We start from the raw sequence: 15,199 nt of genomic DNA, 5'->3' as shown, positions 1-15,199 counted from the left end.
TGCGAAAAAGCTAGGTGTAGCACGCCAAATTAGATGAATCATCAAGGAACATGGATGCAAATGAAGTCTCTCTATATTCACGGTCAGGCCACGCCAGCCTCATCAAACGAAACCTTTTTAACGCGTAATCCTGCAACTGGTGAAACGCTAGCGGAGTTAGGCCAAGCAAGCACACAAGACGTTGACCGCGCGGTGGAGTCCGCTAAGCAGGGATTCAAAGTTTGGTCTGCTATGAGTGGCTCAGAGCGAGGGCGTATTTTGATGCGCGCCGTGGCAATCCTTCGTGAGCGCAATGATGAACTTGCTGCATTGGAAGTTCAAGACACTGGTAAGCCAATCCAAGAAGCGATAGAAGTGGATATTGTCACGGGTGCAGACGTTGTTGAATACTACGCTGGTTTAGCCGCAACGATTCAAGGGCAGCAACAAGATTTAGGTCATGGCCAGTTTTTTTATACGCGTCGCGAGCCGCTGGGTGTTTGCGCGGGTATCGGGGCGTGGAACTATCCTATTCAGATCGCGATGTGGAAATCAGCACCGGCTCTAGCAGCGGGTAATGCGATGGTCTTCAAACCATCAGAAGAAACGCCATTATCGGTACTAAAACTTGCTGAGATTTATACCGAGGCGGGTGTTCCTGACGGCGTGTTTAATGTTGTGCAAGGGGATTACCGCGTAGGGCAGTGCCTGTCGCGTCATCCTGATATCTCGAAAGTATCGTTTACGGGCGAATCAGGGACGGGGAAAAAAGTCATGGCAGATGCAGCAGGTACGCTGAAGGACGTGACGATGGAGTTAGGCGGTAAATCACCTCTTATCGTGTTTGAAGATGCAAAGCTGGAAAATGCCGTATCGGCGGCGATGCTTGCTAATTTTTACACTCAAGGTGAGGTCTGTACTAATGGCACTCGTGTGTTTGTTCATGAGAACGTTTATGACGCGTTTATTGAGCAGTTACAACAAAGAACCCGCAAGTTAGTTATCGGTAATCCAGCGCACATGTCCACGCAAATAGGGGCGTTAATTTCAGCTGAGCATCTAGAGAAGGTATTAGGTTTTATTGAAGCGGGCAAAGCGTCGGGAGCACGCTTACTTTGCGGTGGCGCTCGTGAAACCAACCAAGGTCTTGAGAAGGGGTATTTTGTTCAACCGACAATTTTTGTTGATTGCGCGGATGATATGCCACAAGTCAAAGAGGAGATTTTTGGCCCTGTCATGTCTGTACTGCGTTTTTCTGACGAAGAAGAGGTGATTCGACGAGCCAATGATACGCAATATGGCTTGGCGGCAGGACTATTTACTCAAAATCTGTCTCGTGCACATCGGGTGATTGCAAAAATAGAAGCTGGGATCTGCTGGGTGAATACGTGGGGAGGCTCTCCGGCAGAAATGCCAGTAGGGGGTTACAAACAATCGGGTATCGGACGTGAAAATGGGATTGAAACGCTTAATCACTATACCCAAAACAAGAGCGTGATGATTGAGCTTGGCGATCTGGACTGTCCTTACGAATAGAAAAACTAGACCTTTAGTATGAAGGTGAGTGGGCTCAGAACGTGCATTTTATTATTGGATTCAAAGGGAAAGGAAATGACGACCAAGTATGACTACATCATTGTTGGTGCAGGCTCAGCAGGCTGTGTGTTAGCCGATAGATTGAGTGCTTCGGGTGAGCACAGTGTTCTGGTGCTTGAAGCTGGAGGCACTGATCGGAGTATATTTATTCAAATGCCGACCGCCTTATCTTATCCAATGAACAGTGAAAAATACGCTTGGCAATTTGAAACGCAGCCAGAAACAGGTTTGGACGATCGACGTTTACATTGTCCACGAGGGAGAGTGCTGGGTGGAAGCTCGTCCATCAACGGTATGGTGTATGTGCGAGGTCATGCTTGTGACTTTGATGAGTGGCAAGAGCAAGGTGCTGCAGGTTGGAGCTATCAAGAATGCTTGCCATATTTTCGTCGTGCTGAGTCTTGGATGGGCGGTGAAGACGTTTATCGCGGTGGCGATGGTCCTGTTGCGACTTGTAATGGTAACAACATGACACTGAACCCGCTGTATGACGCCTTTATTGATGCTGGACAGCAAGCTGGTTATCCGAAAACCGACGATTATAACGGCTACCAGCAAGAAGGTTTTGGGCCAATGCATATGACCGTTGATAAAGGGGTAAGAGCATCCACCTCTAACGCGTACTTACGTCGAGCCATGAAGCGCCCCAATGTGACGCTCAAGACAGGTGTGGTTACTCGACGTGTGCTATTGCAAGACAAGCAAGCCGTTGGCGTAGAAATTGAAAAAGGCCATAACACTGAATCGCTATTCGCTAACCGAGAGGTGCTGCTTTGCGCCGGTTCTGTTGGTTCGGTGCAACTGCTGCAACTGTCAGGCGTTGGGCCTAAACAAGTGTTAGAGCAGGCAGGTATTGAGGTGGCAGTTGATCTACCCGGTGTGGGTGAAAATTTACAAGATCATTTAGAGATCTATTTTCAATACGCGTGCCTTCAACCGATTACATTAAACAGCAAACTTGGTTTAATCAGTAAAGGGTTAATTGGCGCTCGCTGGATACTGCGCCGAGATGGTCTAGGTGCGACAAATCACTTTGAATCGTGTGCGTTTATTCGTTCTCGTGCTGGACTCAAGTGGCCAAACTTGCAGTATCACTTTTTGCCTGCTGCAATGCGCTATGACGGCCAAGCAGCGTTCTCCGGACACGGTTTTCAGGTGCATGTGGGTCCAAATAAACCTCAAAGTCGTGGACGAATTTTCATTACGTCAAACGACCCACATCAAAAGCCACACATCGAATTTAACTATATCAGTACAGAACAAGACAAGCAGGACTGGCGAGATTGCATTCGTCTTACTCGAGAAATTTTGGCGCAACCTGCGATGGATGCGTACCGTGGCGAGGAAATTCAACCTGGTAGGGATGTCATCAGTGACGATGCGATTGATGCGTGGGTACGTCAAAATGTTGAAAGTGCGTATCATCCCTCCTGCACACTAAAAATGGGAGCGGATAATGATGCGATGGCCGTACTCAATTCAGATTGCCAAGTTAGACATATCAGTGCTTTGCGTGTCGTCGACTCGTCAGTATTTCCAACCATACCCAATGGCAATTTAAACGCGCCGACAATTATGGTGGCTGAGAAAATTGCTGATGCGATATTGAATCAATCGCCACTGACCAAGTCAGAAGCCCCCACCTGGATTGCTCCTAATTGGGAAACGACACAGCGACATGGTGTGGCCGAACGTCCAATGGTCCCCTGATAAAGCCGTGTGAACTTATTTTATCTATCTAAACCTCATGACTTCTATCGAACGAGCCAATGGCATTTTTGCAAGAATGGTTATGAAAGCGCTTCACAGCGTAGGTCGGGATGGTAGAATACGCGTCTACTCGATTTAATAGATCCAATGAGGCAGTAACATGAACCCGATTCTAGCTATCCTAAAAGAAAATAATATCAGTGATGAGCAGGTAAGTGAGTTGTTCCAAACCCTAACTCAAAACCCGCTAGCAGCAATGGCGACCATTGGTCAGCTAGGTCTCCCACAAGAGCAACTTCAGCAATTGATGACGCAAGTGATGCAAAACCCAACATTGATTAAAGAAGCGGTCGAAGAGCTAGGTTTAGACTTTTCGAAAGTTGAAGCAGCAAAAGCGCAATTAAATAAATAGCCGCATAGGGCTGATTTGGTCAGCGCTTGTGCTTGTGGAATCTAATCGTTTGTTTAGATTCCACATGATTTTAGGCTTCGTGATAAGTGGTACTTTATCCATGTTGCCATCGATGTCAGTCGCGACATCGCTCTCTATATCGTTAACGATACTACTTAGTTGCTAACGATACTGCTTAGTCGCTAACGATACTGCTTGGAGCGGCACTCTTCGTATCCTCGCCTATTTCTTCTTCTCGTGTCATTTTGCGTAATATTACCCGAACTCAACATAACATTGGCAATCGAACATAACATCAGCGATCGAACATAGGCTGCGCTCGTACAACTGTGTTAAGGCATTGGATGGAGGCAAAATGCAAACTCTCACGATATTTTATGACGGTACCTGTCCGTTGTGTAAGAAAGAAATGGCGGCGCTGACAAAACACGATGAAAACAACAAAATCGATACTGTGGACATCTACAGTGATGCTTTTGAGGCGTATCCACAAATAGACCGAGTAGAGGCAAATACCATTTTACATGCACTTGATGAAGATGGCCGACTCTGGCTGGGGCTAGACGTAACTTACCATGCTTGGAAATTGGTGGGGAAGGGGTGGTTGTATGCGCCGCTTCGCTGGCGTTTCATTAAACCTATTGCTGATCGGTGTTATCTCTATTTTGCCAAAAACCGCTACCAGATTTCGTTTTGGTTAACGGGAAAATCGCGATGTAACAATGGCACGTGTTCTCGCTGACCAGTACGCACAGTGATCAAAGGCTTATGCTCTGGACAGCAGAAGCATAAGAAGAAGTAGAGAATGCCAACATTGCGCTGTATATTGACAGCCATTAGCCGACGTTGCTTGGCTTGTCTTTGATTCTATAAATAAAAAGAGTGTAAATTGGAACTACTAAATATCGACTGCTTAGGTAAATCACTTCGCTTGGAAGGCTCTATGGCGGGTTGGCAGCAGCTTTTTTGGGGAGGGGAGGTTGTCTCGGTTATACCGGCTTCCACGGATTATGACGGCGTCAAAGAGCATCAATTTCAACTGTCGGTACAGACACCACAAGTTAGCGGTGCCCCTGACGCGACGATGGAAGTCGCGGCTTCACAGACCCTCACAGTAAGACTCGTTACCGATTTAACCTGGCAGCCCTTTACGATTCGCTATCAATTATTTGTCAACGACGAACAAGTGACGCAGGGCGATAGAAACACAAAAGATATTGAACAGCAGGTTCCTGTTACACCGATAGAAAAACAAAACAAGCTGAGTGTCATCGGCTTGGCGTCTTTAGGGTTTAAGTTACTTAAAAGTGCCAAAGTCATCAAAGTCGTATTGATGGGGGCAAGTGTCGCCGCGTACTCTTGGTTGTTTTCACTGCAGTTTGCATTGGCGCTGATCGCCTGTTTAGTGTTCCATGAATATGGACACATTCGAGCGATGAAATACTTTGGTATGAAAACCAAAGGTATCTACTTAATCCCATTTATGGGTGGGCTTGCGTTGAGTGATGAAAGGATTAACACTCGTTGGCAAGACGTCGTGATTTCTATCATGGGACCAACGTTTGGTTTGTTTATGTCGCTGCTGTCTTTGGTGGCTTACTGGGTTACGGGCGCCGACATTTTCGCAGGTCTCGCTGCCTTTAATGCGTTACTCAATCTGTTTAATCTGTTGCCGATCTTACCGCTGGATGGTGGACATATTTTAAAAAGCATCAGCTTTTCCATGAACTCTTTAGTTGGGCTGGTGATGTGTATTGCTGGTGCGGCGTTTGGTGTTTATCTAAGTTATACCTTAAACCTAACTCTTTTAGGCTTGATGCTACTGATTGGTAGTATTGAAATTGGGTTTGAGTGGCGAGCTCGCCATTATAGCCATTTATTGCCACTGGATCGTTCTGGTCAGATCGTCTCCGCCATTTGGTACGTTGTTACTGTCGCCAGCTTAGTTGGGATTATCTGGTACCTTGCAGGCTCCGGGGACGATATGCTGGGGTTACCACTACTGATTCTGCAAAGTTAATGACGCGGTTTGCTTCATCTTCCCCGGCTAATGACTATCGTTAATCGTTTAATGTGACCCTTTACTCGTGGCTCTTTTTATCGTCATCGATAAGTAGAGTCACTGGCGTCGAGTTATCAATGCTTGATGAAGATACTTGCTCGATCTATCAGACTTATCCATTTACCGGAACGTTTGATTTACTATACCGTTCGATTTTCACACGATTGTTGAGCGCGCTCACAGCCATGTACCTGATTAGTCCATGAGTGAATTAAGGGTATTAACATCATTTTAAATTAGTTGTTACATGATGCGGATCGTGTGTGGTAATAATAGTGTGATCTAGGTAGAATACGCCCTCAAAAAAATACAAGTCTAGCAAGTGAGCATTTTCTAATGAGCAGAAAAATTGAGTTATTGGCACCGGGCGGCGATGTAGAAGCCATCAAAGCAGCAATCGTTGCAGGCGCGAATGCCGTCTATTGTGGGTTGGACACCTTTAACGCTCGTAACCGAGCGTCGAACTTATCTCTTGATGAGTTAAATGGTGTCATTCGCCTTGCTCATGAATATGGCTGTGAGGTGTTCCTAACTCTGAATGTCGTGCTTCTTGAGTATGAGATTAAGAGCATTGTTAAGTTACTTAACCAATTAGTGAATACGAAAGTAGATGGCATTATCGTTCAAGATTTAGGTTTGTTCGATTTAGTGAAAAAGCATTTCCCAACGCTAGATGTTCATGCTTCTACACAGCTTACAACGCACAATGAAGGTCAGATTAAGTTCCTTTCTAAGATTGGCGCAACGCGTGTAAACCTGTCTCGCGAGTTAAACCTGCCTGAAATAAAAATGCTGACGCAAGTCGCTCACGACCACGATGTATTAACCGAAGTATTTGTGCACGGCGCATTGTGTATTGCTTTCTCAGGGCAGTGCTATTCAAGTTCAGTGAGTGTCGGTAATTCAGGAAACCGTGGTCGCTGTAGCCAAGCGTGCCGTGATGAGTATGAAATTACCAATGCGGGCAACAAGTTCCCACTCAACTTAAAAGACAACTCAGCATACTACGATTTACCGGAATTGGTGGATGCAAAAGTCGATTCATTAAAAGTTGAAGGTCGTATTAAAGGCGCGCACTACGTTTACACTGTGATTGATACATGGCGCAAACAGATTGATAGCTTTGTAGAAAAGGGCTTATTGATTGAAGACGACTCTAACTTGCACAAAGTATTCAACCGTGACTTCACGAACTCGTTCTTAAAAGGCAATTTAACAAAGGACATGTTTATCGATAACCCTCGTGATAACAGCGCTAACTATGCGGCTGAAAAGAAAGGGGCGATATCGGTCGTTCAGATCCAAGACGTGAACACTGAACTTCATGCGGATAAGAACGCACTTGGCCAAGAAATGCGAGAAAAAATCGAGTTTTTGGACATTCGTAAAACCCCCGTTACGTTAGTGTTCACTGCTAAAATGGGTCAACCATTAACCGTGACGGTGACGTCGGATGCAGACAGTTTTGATGTGATGTCGACATCAATTTTATCCGCTGCCGATGAAAAATCGATTACTCAAGAGTTCTTGCAAAAACGGTTTAAATCTCTAAAAAGCGCGGTTCATACTATTGAGTCGTATGACTTTTCTGCCGTTGATGCGGATCTCTCGATTCCATTTAGAGAAGTGTCGGTACTTAAAGACGAGATCGACTTTATTTTGAATGGCTCGGTAGCTGTTGTTAAACATGTTGATGTACCAGCGTTGGAGAAGTTCGCAAAAGTGAATGACAAGCCGACGTTGTCTATGTTGATTGCAGATGAAAAAGATCTGCATTTGTGTGATGTGACAGATGCTGATATTTACTTCAAATTGCCGGAAAGCTTCAAAAAGCGCAACAATAAATACATTGATATTCTTGCTGCTAACCCAAGATTGATTCCTTGGTTCCCTGCGGTATTGATCGGTAAAGATTACGATGAAGCAGTGCGCGTTTTAGAAGAGGTGAAACCAGCACGTATTGTGACCAACAATACGGGTATCGCTTATAAAGCTTACGAGATGGGCATTGAGTGGGTCGCAGGCCCATTTATGAACACCACAAACTCTCACGCATTAATTACGCTAAAAGAAGAGCTAAATTGTGCAGGTGCGTTTATTTCGAATGAGATCAATCATGGCCAGATTCGTCATATTTCTCGTCCGGAAAACTTTAAGCTTTTCTACAGTATCTATCATCCGATTTTGATGATGACGAGTCGTCAGTGTTTCTTCCAACGCACCGTTGGTTGTAACAAAGCTGCGATAGAAGATGGCTGTATGCTCAAGTGTGAAAAAGCGACGACGATTACCAATGTGAAAGGGATATCGTTCGCGGTTGATAAACAAAAAGGTGGCTACCCTAGTATCTATAACCACGAGCAATTCTTAAACTACGACATTGTTAACGATTTATCGGGATTGTTTGACGAGTTCTTTATTGATCTAACCAACATCGGTGCGGGTTCAAAAGAGCAACAAGATAAAGTTGAGTTGATCAAACACTTCGAAGGTTTACTGGCGGGTGTTGAGGGTTCTCAACAACAGTTAGATCGCTTAGTTGAAGTTCGTACTAATGCTCAGTATGTACAAGGGTTATAAGAAAAGACTCTGCAAGTAACAACGGACGGGTTCTTGTTTAGTTCCTAGTTCCTAGTTCCTAGTTCCTAGCGTGAGCGATGACTATCGTGAAGTCACTCTTTAAAGCCCCTGATCAGCGTTGTCTGTTCGGGGGCTTTTGCGTTTATTTAGGTCGTTCTTAACGCTCTAAATGTTTGAATTGCAGCTCAACAAGTCGTTGGTATAGCTCGCAACTGTTGAGCAGAGATTGGTGGTTACCCACATCAATTAATTGTCCTCGTTCGAGTACGGCAATGTTGTCTGCGTGCTGTATTGTCGACAATCGATGAGCGATGATAATGGTCGTTCTGCCGTGCATTAAGGCTTCTAGCGCTTGCTGCACATGGTGCTCACTTTCACTATCTAGTGCGCTGGTTGCTTCATCAAGTAACAGTATATTGGGATCTTTTAAAATCGCACGAGCGATGGCAATACGTTGTCGTTGCCCACCAGAGAGTCTGACTCCTCGCTCCCCAAGAAAGCTATGGTACCCCTCGGGTAGGTTCATAATGAACTCGTGTGCATGGGCTTTTTTCGCAGCCTCGATGACCTGTTCATCAGTGGCATCTGGGTTACCGTAACGTATATTGTGAAAAACGTTATGACTAAACAGAGCAGGCTGCTGAGGGACCAACGCCATTTGTTTACGAAGGTCGATGGGATCGAAGTCACGTACGTCGACTCCGCCTAATGTGACGGATCCTGATTGGGGGTCGTAAAAGCGTTGTAAAAGCTCAAATAAGGTTGTTTTCCCAGCGCCAGAAGGGCCGACTAATGCGAGCACTTTACCTGCTTCAGCATGCAACGTTAAATGGCGTGTTGCGGCTTCATCTGGTCTAGACGGGTAGTGAAACGTCACGTTGTTAAAGCTGACATCAGAAGAGACAACTTGACTGGTGTGAACCTGGTTCACTGGCGCAATGATATGGCTTTCCACTTGTAAGATCTCTATTAGCCTTTCGGTGGCACCTGCGGCGCGTTGTAGCTCTCCTAGCACTTCAGAGATGGTTGCTAATGAAGACGCGACCATGATGGCGTAAAAAACAAACGCGCCAAGATCGCCCGCCGACATGGTGCCATTAATCACATCACTTCCGCCGACCCAGAGCATGCCAGCAATCGCACTAAACACGATGACGATGACACCAGAGATTAAAATCGCCCGCTGTTTCACTCGTTGGCGACCAATTTCATAGGCCTTTTCAACTTCGTTAGAGAATGCCGCGCGCTCTTGCACTTCATGGCTATAGCTTTGCACCGTTTTTATATGTTCGATGGCTTCTCCAGCATAACTACCGACATCGGCCATGGAGTCTTGGCTCTGACGAGACAGTGCACGAACGCGTCGACCATACAGTAAAATTGGGATCAGGATAAAAGGAACAGAAGCTAAGACAATCAGCGTCAATTTGATGTTGGTAGCAAACAGCATCACAATCGCACCGATACACATGAGTGCGCTGCGCATGGCCATTGAGAACGATGAACCAATGATACTTTGCAATAAGGTCGTATCCGTTGTGATACGGGACATGATGTCACCACTGCTATTCGTTTCGAAGTAACTAGGATGCAGAGTGATAACATGGTTGAACACGGCTAAACGAATATCGGCGCTGACGCGTTCTCCAACCGAAGAGACCAAATAAAATCGGAAAAAAGTACCGATGGAAATAAGCAAGGTCACAATAAGAATGAATTGAATCGCGTACCCAAGGTCTTTTATTGATTGTTGAGAAAATCCTTCGTCAATCAAGATACGGACACCGTGACCGACCGAAAGCGTTAACGAGGCAGTAAAAATTAGCGCAATTAATGCCGCGATAACTTTCCATTTATAGGGACGAATAAACGCCATCAGTTCAAACAGTATCCCCAAATTTTTACTCTTTGGTGGGGTGGGATTCTTGGTAGCGTTAACGGTGTTGTTAGATGCATCAGAAGGTTGCATAGCGCGCCTTTAATTCTGTCTCTGTTAGATAAGTTATTGGGGTTAAAGCGTTAAATAGCAAGTTCTAATTAATCGCTGTCAGTGCAACCTGCATTTTGAATCCCAAAGATTATTGTGCAACACTGGCGTGAAGAAGAGGCGAGTCGCGGACTGCCTTCATTATTAATACCGTTGAGTTCCCCTAAGGGTGAGTGCTATTAACTCCTGCGGAACAACGGTTGGACTCAATATCAAACTGGATACAAGATATGCCCTTGCAGGATGTAAAAACCGGTGTAATACCCATACTGTATTCTTTGCAGCATTGCCCCTATGCGATGCGCGCTCGAATCGCGATATTTAGGTCTAAGCAACGGGTGTTGATTAGAGCGGTTAAGCTTAACAATAAACCTCAGGAAATGTTGTTAGCCTCCCCAAAGGGCAGTGTGCCAGTTCTGGTGCTCGATCACACCGTGCTTGAAGAAAGTTTGGAGATCATGTTGTGGGCGTTAGCCCAAAGCGATCCTGATGACTTGCTTCCCTCGACTAAAGGCCAATCACTACCAGAGATGATAGGCCTTATTAACCATTTTGAAGCGGAATTTGTCCCAGCGTTAGAGGCCTACAGCTGCGCAAAGCGGTACCATGATGACAACTTGGCCGCTTGTCGTCAGCGCTGTGAAGTGGTGTTATCAGCATTAGAAGAGCGACTGTCGAAGCACTCGTTCCTCTTTTCAGAGTCTGAAAGTATAGTCGACCTTGCCATTATGCCGTTCATTCGAAAATTTGCCCGTGTCGAGCGTCAGTGGTACTTGCAAAGCCCTTACCCAAATTTACGTCGCTGGCTAGACAGCTACTTGCAAAGTCGTATGTTTTCCAAAGTAATGGAAAAACATGAGTTGTGGTTGGAAAACAGGCTCGACTTGTATTTTGGTGATGCTATCAAGCCGTCACGATAGGCATGCTTATTGGCGTTTTAGCTTACGTCTATCACGAATGTTGAGTGTCATTAAAGTCAAATGCTTAGTGTTATTAACGTTAAATGCTTAGTGTGATAAAAGTTAAATGCTGAGTTCGATTAACGTTAACCGTGGCGAACGCTTCTCCCAACTCGATGGTAAGGGTGGAATGAAAGGTAACTTTAAATCGTCATTTTTAGCCGATAACGGGGATTCTTTTCTGATTTTATTAACGGATAAGGGCGGAAATAGACTAATATACCCGGCTATTATTTTAGCCTGAGCCCTTTACATCGATGAGCACTAACACAACCCCAGCAACTTTTAATGAACTTGGCCTTATTCCACCGCTATTAGCCCGACTAACTGAGCTGGAATATCAACAGCCAACGCCGATTCAGGCGCAAGCGATACCAAGTGTTTTAGCTGGACGTGATCTCATTGCAGGGGCAAATACCGGTTCAGGTAAAACCGCTACCTTTGCTTTGCCGCTATTACAGCAATTGCATGACGAAAAGCCGTCAATGAGCAAAAGTACGAAAGGCAATTATGTCACGGGTCTGATTCTCGTCCCAACGCGTGAACTGGCTAAACAAGTTGCAGACACGATTCGCTCTTATGCTGTGCACTTTAACGGCGCGATTAAAACGGTCGCCGTGTTTGGTGGGGTGTCGGCCAACACGCAAATGCTTTCGCTGCGTGGTGGCACAGATATTCTTGTCGCAACCCCAGGTCGACTACTGGATCTCATTTCAAGCAACGCGATTAAGTTAGATAAGGTGAAAACCTTAGTGCTTGATGAAGCAGACCGAATGCTAAGCCTTGGTTTTACCGAAGAACTGACCAAACTATTGGCGCTAGTACCACAGCGTAAGCAAACCTTATTGTTCTCAGCAACCTTCCCTGAACAAGTGCAAACCTTAACTCAAGGCTTGTTGAATAACCCTGTTGAAATCCAATTGCAAAGTGCTGATGCCAGCACCCTAGTACAGCGCGTGTTCTCTGTGAATAGAGGCGAGAAAACAGCGGTACTTGCGCACTTGATTCAACAACACCAATGGCGACAAGCCCTTATTTTTGTGAATGCTAAAAACGCTTGTAATCACCTTGCTGAAAAACTGTCAAAACGTGGCATTACCGCAGAAGTGTTCCATGGTGACAAAGGTCAAGGTGCGCGTAGCCGAGTACTAGAAGCGTTCAAAGCGGGTGAGATTGAAGTGTTGATCGCGACCGATATTGCAGCCCGTGGTCTAGACATTGAGAAACTACCTGTCGTTATTAACTTTGATTTGCCAAGAAGTCCGGCGGATTACATGCATCGCATTGGCCGAAGTGGTCGTGCGGGAGAAGTCGGTCTTGCATTATCATTGATTGATTATGAAGATTATCATCACTTCAAGATCATCGAGAAAAAGAACAAAATTCGCCTCGAACGTGAGGAAGTAGCGGGCTTTGAGGTTGAAGAAGAGTTTAAAGAAGAATACCTTCAGTTAAATAAGCCAATGGCAAAGCCTGCTGGCACCGGCAAGAAAAAGAATAAGCGTAGCTAGTTTTCTAAACCGGTGATTGGCGACGTAAACGCCATTTCCCTAAATCATGCTTATTGAACGAATAAACCCGGCTATATCGCCGGGTTTATTCGTTTCTAACTGTGTGAAGCTTAATCGCGTATGATCATTTGTTCACGCTCAGGTCCAACCGACACCATACGAACGGGAACGCCCATCAGCGCCTCAATGCGAGTGACATAGGCTTGCGCACCTTTAGGTAAGCTCTCAAACGTACGGCAACCAGTAATATCTTCATCCCAGCCCTGCATATCTTCATAAACAGGTTTTAGCGCAGCGGTTTGTGGCCAGATAGGGTTTTCGGTATGTTCGCCATCATAAGCGATACAGATACGAAGATCTTTCATGCCAGTGAGACAGTCGATTTTTGTAAGCGCAATCTCAGTTGCGGCTTGAAGCTCAACACCGTTTTTGGTCGCCACGGCGTCAAAGAATCCCATGTCACGTGGACGACCTGTCGTTGCACCATATTCATTGGCGCTTTCACGGAAGTTGTCTTGCTCTTCCATTGCGGTTACCAGCGTCCCCGTGCCGACTGATGAGCTAAAGGCTTTAGCCACAGCAATCACTCGCTCAGGTCGAAGTGCAGGTAATCCACTGCCAATACCAGCGTAAGCGGCAGTCACGTTTGATGAAGTCGTCCAAGGGTACTCACCGTAGACTAAGTCGCGGCCAGCGCCGAGTTGGGCTTCAAAGAGTAAGTTTGCGTTTTGTGCTTGGAGGGCCTTCAGTGGCTCGGTTACGTTGCAAATATAAGGGCGCCAAGACTGAGTGACCTCAAGAAGCCACTCTGTTAACTCTTTTGCTGTTTGGGTGTAATCGCAAGTAGGGTATAGCGCTTTGAGTTGCGGCATCTTCCAGTCCAGCATGAACTGAAGGCGTTGTTCTAGAACATCCGGTTGCTTTAGCCAACCGACTAGAATGCCTTTTTTCATCACTCTATCGCCGTAAGCGGGCGCTATCCCTTGGCGAGTCGAGCCATACGCAGCATCACCTAGGCGTTGCTCTTCAAGTGTATCTTCAAGTGCGTGCAGTGGAAGACACAGGGTGGCACGATCAGAGATACAAAGGTTAACATTTATACCCGCCGCTTCAACTTCGGCGATTTCTTCACTCAAGGCAGCAGGGCTAATGACCATGCCTGGGCCTAAAACCGCAGTACAATTAGGATTAAATATGCCGCTTGGTAGCTGGTGCAATTTAAAAGTACCAAAGTCGTTCACGACGGTATGGCCAGCATTATTTCCGCCTTGAAAACGGATACTTGCAGAGGCATCCGCTGCTAGAAAATCAACGATTCTACCTTTGCCTTCATCACCCCAATTGGCTCCCACAACAACAATAGACGACATAATATTTCTCCTAATTGATTAGGAAATCAGCTTAACCGTGTAGAGTGAATAAGAAAAATTAATTATAATTATTAGGTTGATAAGGATTTCATATCGATTGGCTCTGTTCTTCGAGTTCAGCCCACGACTAACGTCATCACCTATGGAGGAAATATGCTAGATATTCATTGGCTTAAGACCTTTGTTACGCTTGCAGAATATAAGCATTTTGGCAAAGCCGCTCATGCATTGCACATGACGCAACCCAACGTGAGTTTGCATTTGAAGCAGCTTGAACAGAGCACGGGTGTGAAACTACTGGATCGCAGCCCTTTTCATTTGACGCAAGCCGGGGAACGCCTGTTAGAAAGCAGTCTAAAGACCCTTCAGGAGTTACAAGTTTGCCAAGCGGATCTTAATGCGCTCAATGAATTAGATCGTGGCACTATCACTATTGCGGCGAGCGATATTATTTCAAGGATGTTGCTGATTGAAGCATTCAAATTGTTTAAAGAGGCGTACCCGGGGCTGGATATCGTTTTATTAAATACCACGTCTTCTCAAGCTTCTGAACGAGTAAAAAATGCAGAGGCTGATTTAGGTTTTGTGATCTCTCAAAAGCAAACCCAGCCGCTGCATTTCGTCGAACTGCAGCAAGTTAAATGGGTCGCGTTTGGCAATGATTTTGGAAAACATATCAAGGAGCAAAGCGAGCTCACGCTTATTCTTCTAGGGCATGATACACGCACCCGAGATCTGATTGATGAAGCGTTGCCAAAGTTAAATTTGTCAAACTATCGAGTGATGGAAGTGGGCAGTGTTGACGCACAAATTGATTGGGCTGAAGCAGGCTTTGGGGTTGCGATAGTGCCTGAATTTGCGTTGTCTACAAAGCGTCACGTGACGACAACCATTACTCCATTACCGGAGTTTCCAACAACGAATCTGGGATATATTGTACGGCAAAATCAAATTCTTTCGAAAGCGACCAAGCAGCTTTTACAATGGGTAGGCTATGATGGTTGAGGGCTGAATTTGAATCTAGAACTTGGCA

Annotated in this window: 11 protein-coding genes; 9 read left to right on the top strand and 2 right to left on the bottom strand. The window is 45.6% G+C overall.

The window, feature by feature from the left end:
- The first annotated feature begins 54 nt into the window (after positions 1-54).
- The 6 genes from betB (at position 55) to M9196_RS20805 (ending at position 8,339) form a co-directional block, all read left to right on the top strand.
- On the top strand, positions 55-1,515 hold the full coding sequence (betB, locus tag M9196_RS20830; RefSeq protein WP_250619419.1) for a betaine-aldehyde dehydrogenase: 1,461 nt from the start codon (positions 55-57) through the stop codon (positions 1,513-1,515).
- Between the two features lie 75 nt (positions 1,516-1,590).
- Positions 1,591-3,285, top strand: a complete 1,695-nt coding sequence (gene betA, locus M9196_RS20825; RefSeq protein ID WP_250619418.1) for a choline dehydrogenase — start codon at positions 1,591-1,593, stop codon at positions 3,283-3,285.
- Positions 3,286-3,445: 160 nt separating this feature from the next.
- Positions 3,446-3,697, top strand: coding sequence for a DUF2999 family protein (locus M9196_RS20820; protein WP_250619417.1), 252 nt, complete (start codon positions 3,446-3,448; stop codon positions 3,695-3,697).
- 355 nt (positions 3,698-4,052) lie between these two features.
- Positions 4,053-4,439 (top strand): thiol-disulfide oxidoreductase DCC family protein, encoded by a 387-nt coding sequence (locus M9196_RS20815; protein WP_250619416.1) that lies wholly within the window; start codon positions 4,053-4,055, stop codon positions 4,437-4,439.
- Positions 4,440-4,586: 147 nt separating this feature from the next.
- Positions 4,587-5,717, top strand: coding sequence for a site-2 protease family protein (locus M9196_RS20810; protein ID WP_250619415.1), 1,131 nt, complete (start codon positions 4,587-4,589; stop codon positions 5,715-5,717).
- A gap of 378 nt (positions 5,718-6,095) precedes the next feature.
- Positions 6,096-8,339, top strand: coding sequence for a peptidase U32 family protein (locus tag M9196_RS20805; RefSeq protein ID WP_250619414.1), 2,244 nt, complete (start codon positions 6,096-6,098; stop codon positions 8,337-8,339).
- Between the two features lie 157 nt (positions 8,340-8,496).
- Here the strand turns inward: M9196_RS20805 and M9196_RS20800 are convergent, their stop codons facing one another.
- A complete protein-coding gene (locus M9196_RS20800; protein WP_250619413.1) occupies positions 8,497-10,308 on the bottom strand; it encodes an ABC transporter ATP-binding protein/permease in 1,812 nt (603 codons plus the stop codon).
- Positions 10,309-10,556: 248 nt separating this feature from the next.
- Here M9196_RS20800 and M9196_RS20795 point away from each other — a divergent pair, with 248 nt between their 5' ends.
- Both M9196_RS20795 and M9196_RS20790 read left to right on the top strand, forming a co-directional pair.
- Entirely contained in the window at positions 10,557-11,246 is a 690-nt protein-coding gene (locus tag M9196_RS20795) for a glutathione S-transferase (protein WP_250619454.1), read from the top strand.
- A 296-nt stretch (positions 11,247-11,542) separates the two neighbouring features.
- The gene (locus tag M9196_RS20790; RefSeq protein WP_250619412.1) at positions 11,543-12,796 is read left to right on the top strand and encodes a DEAD/DEAH box helicase; all 1,254 of its coding nucleotides are present in this window, start codon (positions 11,543-11,545) and stop codon (positions 12,794-12,796) included.
- Between the two features lie 110 nt (positions 12,797-12,906).
- Here the strand turns inward: M9196_RS20790 and M9196_RS20785 are convergent, their stop codons facing one another.
- On the bottom strand, positions 12,907-14,166 hold the full coding sequence (locus tag M9196_RS20785) for an adenylosuccinate synthase (protein ID WP_250619411.1): 1,260 nt from the start codon (positions 14,164-14,166) through the stop codon (positions 12,907-12,909).
- Positions 14,167-14,319: 153 nt separating this feature from the next.
- On the opposite strand from M9196_RS20785, the gene M9196_RS20780 reads away from it, so the two are divergent.
- The gene (locus M9196_RS20780) at positions 14,320-15,171 is read left to right on the top strand and encodes a LysR family transcriptional regulator (protein WP_250619410.1); all 852 of its coding nucleotides are present in this window, start codon (positions 14,320-14,322) and stop codon (positions 15,169-15,171) included.
- The last annotated feature ends 28 nt before the right edge of the window (positions 15,172-15,199 follow it).

This window comes from Vibrio methylphosphonaticus (assembly GCF_023634655.1).
GTDB lineage: Bacteria > Pseudomonadota > Gammaproteobacteria > Enterobacterales > Vibrionaceae > Vibrio > Vibrio methylphosphonaticus.
The sequence above is the reverse complement of the archived record's forward strand: the minus strand, read 5'-3'. Positions and strand labels throughout refer to the sequence as shown.

Coding starts and splice junctions, on each gene's coding strand:
- betB (WP_250619419.1), top strand. CDS start 55: ATGCAAATGAAGTCTCTCTATATTCACGGTCAGGCCACGCCAGCCTCA.
- betA (WP_250619418.1), top strand. CDS start 1,591: ATGACGACCAAGTATGACTACATCATTGTTGGTGCAGGCTCAGCAGGC.
- M9196_RS20820 (WP_250619417.1), top strand. CDS start 3,446: ATGAACCCGATTCTAGCTATCCTAAAAGAAAATAATATCAGTGATGAG.
- M9196_RS20815 (WP_250619416.1), top strand. CDS start 4,053: ATGCAAACTCTCACGATATTTTATGACGGTACCTGTCCGTTGTGTAAG.
- M9196_RS20805 (WP_250619414.1), top strand. CDS start 6,096: ATGAGCAGAAAAATTGAGTTATTGGCACCGGGCGGCGATGTAGAAGCC.
- M9196_RS20800 (WP_250619413.1), bottom strand. CDS start 10,308: ATGCAACCTTCTGATGCATCTAACAACACCGTTAACGCTACCAAGAAT.
- M9196_RS20795 (WP_250619454.1), top strand. CDS start 10,557: ATGCCCTTGCAGGATGTAAAAACCGGTGTAATACCCATACTGTATTCT.
- M9196_RS20790 (WP_250619412.1), top strand. CDS start 11,543: ATGAGCACTAACACAACCCCAGCAACTTTTAATGAACTTGGCCTTATT.
- M9196_RS20785 (WP_250619411.1), bottom strand. CDS start 14,166: ATGTCGTCTATTGTTGTTGTGGGAGCCAATTGGGGTGATGAAGGCAAA.
- M9196_RS20780 (WP_250619410.1), top strand. CDS start 14,320: ATGCTAGATATTCATTGGCTTAAGACCTTTGTTACGCTTGCAGAATAT.